The following is a 4,901-nucleotide window of genomic DNA, read 5'->3' as shown; positions in this document are numbered from 1 at the left end:
GCATCCCCATTCTTGATATCAAAAAGCCCAGAGTGGGAGTCGTAGGAGAAATTTTGGTGAAATTTTCTCCTGCCGGAAACAATCATCTGGTGGAGCTTTTGGAGGCCGAGGGAGCCGAGGCCGTTGTGCCGGATCTGATTGATTTCATGCTCTACTGCTTCTACAACCAGATTTACAAGGCAGACCACCTGGGCATGAGCAAAAAAGCCGCAAGGCTGTCCTCCATGGGCATCTGGGCGATTGAGCATATTCTAAGAGGCGCAGCGGTGAAGGAATTTAAAAAGAGCAGGCACTTTACGCCTCCCACCCCCATTCGTGAGATTGCCTCCTTTGCCGAGCCTATCGTATCCATCGGCAACCAGACCGGCGAGGGGTGGTTTCTTACCGGCGAGATGGTGGAACTGATTCATGATGATGTACCTAACATTGTCTGCACCCAGCCCTTTGGATGTCTGCCCAACCATGTGGTGGGCAAGGGCGTAATCAAGGCGCTGCGCAAGGCTTACCCCGCCTCCAACATTGTAGCCATCGACTACGACCCGGGTGCCAGCGAGGTAAATCAGCTAAACCGTATCAAGCTGATGCTTTCCACAGCCCAGAAAAATCTGCGGAAAATGGAAGAAAAAAGCGTCCGGAGCCTGTAAGACAGGCTCCCGGACGCTTTTTTATCCTTCCATTTATGTCCATGGACTTTTTACGGTTTTTCTTTTGCTGGTCAAACGGCTGTTTTTATTGGCGAAGGAATGAATGCGCGCCTCCAAAAGCTGCTTTCTTCCCTCTGCGCTTCTGGTATAGATCAGCTCACAGGGTCCTAAATCCTTTTCTACGCAGCGCACAAAAAGCTGGGCGTCCTCCTTCTTTTTGCCAAACAGCTCCGGCACGCAGTAATATCTGCACAGTCTGGAAACCGGCCTTTTTGCCTTCAGCAGATAGCGCTGGTTTTCCACCTCTCCCAGAAGCTCACAGATACACTGGGCAAAAATATCCTTCTCTCTTTCCGTTCCGTTTTTCAAATACACATAGCTCGCCCAGCCTTTTCCATCCTCCGTCTCCACACTCACGTTGCGGCTGGTCACGGCTTTGGTTTGGCGCAGTGCCCGAAGCACCCCTTTTCCCAGAGAATGCAGATATCGAAAAGGTGTTCCCAGGCGCAGCACTCTTCCCCCGTATCGGAAGATGCCTATGGTACACAGCACTATTATAAAAACAAGAAGTATATTTCTCAAAATCCCCAGCCTGCCGCCTTGCAGTGCGAAAAGTCCAAGGAGACTGCCCACACAGAAAATGCCTGCCGCCAGGCACACAAAAAGCAGCACAAGAGCACTGTACATGCGAAAGCCCGGTTTGAGATACTTCTTGTCCACACTGGCCTCCACTGCCACATCCATATCCTTCAGCACTGTCAGGGACTCCTCCCAGCGCCGCTTTAAGGCTTCCCGGTCCGCTGCCAGCGCAAGCATCTGCTGGTTTATCTTCTGCAGCAGAGGCTCCGTATAGGGAGGCTTGATAAAAGAAAGCCGATCCAATCCGTTTTCAATGACATTTTTTTCGTAATGCACTCCCAAAAAGCCCTCAAATCGGCGCTTCAGGGTTGCAAAATCCTCCGATTCCTCCGGACCTTTCAGCTTTCCGTTTCCCTCTTCCGGTTCCATACAGATCAGGTGCCATATGTTGCTTACCTTATCAGGATTGCCCTTCATGGTGCGGATCGCTCTTCCCCGCATCTGGTTGCTGAGCATGAAGGAACCCACAAAGGAGGCCAGAATCAAAGAATTAATACAGGGCGAATCCCAGCCCTCCCCCAGCAGAGATTTCGTGCCAATCAGCACACGGATATCCCCCCTGTTAAAGGCCTCCGTCACCAGACCGGAGGCGGTCTCCTCTCCATCTCTTACGTCAACCTGATAATAGCCCTCTGCTGTGCATTCCTTTATGCTTCCCTTTACACTGCGTTCCTCCATCAGCGTCTCCAGGGTCTCCTTTGCAGACTTTGGGATAATGACAATGCTGCCGCTTAAGGCCGCCAGGCGAAGCTCCTCTCCCCACGGGCTTTTTTCATACGCCCTCCGGATATTTTCAAAAATGGGAACCACACCCAGCTCGTTTACAGATTTTTCCTCATTTCCAAGGGCAGACATATATTCCTTTTTGATATAATCAGTAAGAATCAGAAGGCGAAGCTGTTCCCCCAGGTTCTTATACTCTTCTCCCGTCAGGGTCACAATACTGCGTATCTTTCCCTTAGACTGTATCAAAAGCTTATTGAGCTGATCATTTACGGTGAAAACCACCTTGTTTTTCTGGATGAGGCCATGCCCCTTCAAAAGAGCCGCCAGCCGTTCCCGATAGGCTTCCTCTACGTCAAAGCTATCCTTGTCCTCATAAAGAAAGCCTTGTAAAAGCACCTCCATCCAGTGAAGGTTCATGGAGGGAATTTTCTCTCCCGCTCCCAGCATTCGCAAAAGCTCCCCGGAGAAGGGAATCTGTCTTGCTTTCAAAAATACCAGCAGGGAGGACAAATATTCCGGCTTTTCCAAAAGCTGCTCCGCATAGCGCCCCGGCTGCCTGATTCCCTTATGTGTCCTGATCTTTTCCGCAAATACCGGGTCTTCAAAAATCTGCTCCGCCACACTTACAGCGTCCTTTCGAAAGGCAGTCACCGCCTCAGTCTCTTCCTTCGTAGGCAGATTGAAATACACATAGTCCTGATGAGGACAGAGACTCCCCTCCTTTACCAGCTCCGGTACAATAATCTCCTCGTCAATGGGGCCGCACAAACCGATATATCTGTCCCATTCTCCCTTGGAAGCATCATAGGGCGGCGTTGCCGTCAAGGATATAATCGTCATTTCCGGCTCTCTGTCCCTAAGCTCCTCCAGCGCTTTCCACCACTCGCTGCGCAGATGATGTGCCTCATCCAGACAGAGCGTGCGAAATCCCCTCTCCCGGAACAGTTCAAAAAAATCTTTCTCCGATGAGCCTTCTTCCAGCCCATCCCCCTGTTCTTCCCCTTGTTTCTCCCCACAGTCCTCTTCCGGCTCCTCTTCACTCACCCCTTTTCTGATCAAGCTGTGAAGGGCCTGATAGGTGATGGCCGTGATCAGGCCGGGCTTTCGGATACTGTTAGAAAGCAGCCCCTCCGTGTCCGTTCCCTCCGGCAGATACGCTTCCCTTACTCTGGCAAGCCATTGATTTCTGATATTGATGCTGGGCGCCAAAATAAGCGCCGGACTTCCCAGCCGTCTGATCAGCTCTATTCCCAGTGTGGTTTTTCCGGAGCCCGGAGCCGCCACAATGTGCAGTCTTTTGTCCCTTAAATACTGATCCGCCTTATCCAGCACTCTTTTCTGATAGCTTCTCCACTGTCCCTGAAACCGAAGCAGGCCGCTTATATTCTGATTATACATGATTTCCCCCATTCACTTATGTAAAAAATATAGTCCGGGAACCCCGGACTATGATACTTCAGCCATACGGCTGTCAATATACTGCTGAAGCATTTCCGCAACCTCATCGGTGCTCAAGCCTGCATCGGAAATCAAGTCGTTTACCATTTCCAGTTCCTTAAGCCGCTTCTCCTGAAAAAGCTCCTCCAATTCCCGCTTCTCCGACTCAATACGGGTAGTCAATGCTTCGATCAGCTCCTGCTTTGCCGTAATTTTCTCTTCCAAGGTCTTTTTATGTCCTCTCGCCATATCACTGCCTCCAGTCTGTTTTTTGCTGCGCATAAACGTTAATGCGCCTGCATATTTGTAACAGTATATGGACAAGGGCTGGAAATTATTCCTATTTTCCATTCATTTTTATCACGGATTTGTGAATCTCTTCACTGAGCCGCTCTATTTCCTGATAAATGGTTTTCGACTGCTGGGAAAGCTCTCCCATCTGCTTTGCCACCACTGCAAAGCCTGCCCCGGAGGTGCCGGCCCTGGCCGCCTCAATGCTTGCATTTAAAGACAAAATATTTTGTTTGGTGGAAATATCATCCAGTTTTCTGGTGTTCTTTCTGATGGATTCCACGGAATCCGTGGCACTTTTCAAATCCTCGTCAAAGGATGCCAGACGCTTGCTGTCCTTATTCTTTAAATATTCCAGATTTACCATCTGATTGACTACAATGCCCAGAAATTCTGCCGCGGCCCGAATAGATTTTTCTGTGCGCACCGGCACCTTATGAAGAGCTTCTATGTAGGCTTCCTCATTGATTCCAAGCTCTCTTGCAATCTCTCTGAATTTTTCCTCTTCAGGCTCCATGGGCAGTACCTGCCCGCCAATCATCGCCCCAAGCTTCACACCGTCCACAACAATGTCGTTGGAAAAATCCATAAGCCCTGCGTGACAAAAATAAGTACCTGTACATTCATTGTCGCATTTTACACATCTGCGGCAACCCTCTTTGCTCTTTCTGGTGTACTCCATGCAGAAATCCGTGAAATTGCTGCCCTCTGTGATATAATTGCCGTCCGCATCCACAGCAATGGCAGCAAGGCCCGTGGCATCCGAAAACCGGTCCTGAATTTTCTGCAAAAGCGACAGATCCATAAAATCCGAAATGTGCATAGACAGTCCCTCCATTCTATCCTTCCATTTGTTCTACTATATCACATTCCCGGCAAGTTTTCTATCCCTTTTGGCGTTTGATTGAGATTCGTTTTAGGAAGCTGGCGAGGATATCACGCCGAACCGGATAAATATGGGATACAGATAGCTGGCTCCAAAACATCCTAACTGCTTTGGCCCAACCACCAGAACCGGAAGTCTGCTCCCGCCAAGCTTAAGGGCTCTGCGAAAGGCGATCTCAACAGTGGCTCTTGTAATAGATTTCGATTTTCTGGATACAAAAAGCTCTCCGCCGCTCACAAAATAGGTGAAGTGAAGCTGTCTGGCTGTCTGAAAGGAAT

At 49.7% G+C, this 4,901-nt stretch carries 4 protein-coding genes and 1 pseudogene; 1 reads left to right on the top strand and 4 read right to left on the bottom strand.

Going from position 1 to position 4,901, the window contains the following annotated elements; genetic code table 11:
* A pseudogene (locus AC1WIP_RS11250) lies at positions 1 to 644 on the top strand (2-hydroxyglutaryl-CoA dehydratase); the annotation flags it as partial.
* 33 nt (positions 645 to 677) lie between these two features.
* Here the strand turns inward: AC1WIP_RS11250 and AC1WIP_RS11245 are convergent.
* The 4 genes from AC1WIP_RS11245 to AC1WIP_RS11230 all read right to left on the bottom strand — a co-directional run.
* Positions 678 to 3,407 (bottom strand): DEAD/DEAH box helicase family protein, encoded by a 2,730-nt coding sequence (locus AC1WIP_RS11245; protein ID WP_481141913.1) that lies wholly within the window; start codon positions 3,405 to 3,407, stop codon positions 678 to 680.
* Between the two features lie 48 nt (positions 3,408 to 3,455).
* The gene (locus AC1WIP_RS11240) at positions 3,456 to 3,695 is read right to left on the bottom strand and encodes a hypothetical protein (protein ID WP_481141912.1); all 240 of its coding nucleotides are present in this window, start codon (positions 3,693 to 3,695) and stop codon (positions 3,456 to 3,458) included.
* A 91-nt stretch (positions 3,696 to 3,786) separates the two neighbouring features.
* Positions 3,787 to 4,575, bottom strand: a complete 789-nt coding sequence (locus AC1WIP_RS11235) for a PocR ligand-binding domain-containing protein (RefSeq protein WP_481141911.1) — start codon at positions 4,573 to 4,575, stop codon at positions 3,787 to 3,789.
* A 78-nt stretch (positions 4,576 to 4,653) separates the two neighbouring features.
* On the bottom strand, positions 4,654 to 4,901 hold a 248-nt coding region (locus AC1WIP_RS11230), incomplete at its 5' end, for a hypothetical protein (RefSeq protein WP_481141910.1).

The organism is Acetatifactor sp., assembly GCF_982438285.1.
This window is presented reverse-complemented; position numbering and strand designations above follow the sequence as displayed.

Coding starts and splice junctions, on each gene's coding strand:
- AC1WIP_RS11245 (WP_481141913.1), bottom strand. CDS start 3,407: ATGTATAATCAGAATATAAGCGGCCTGCTTCGGTTTCAGGGACAGTGG.
- AC1WIP_RS11235 (WP_481141911.1), bottom strand. CDS start 4,575: ATGGAGGGACTGTCTATGCACATTTCGGATTTTATGGATCTGTCGCTT.
- AC1WIP_RS11240 (WP_481141912.1), bottom strand. CDS start 3,695: ATGGCGAGAGGACATAAAAAGACCTTGGAAGAGAAAATTACGGCAAAG.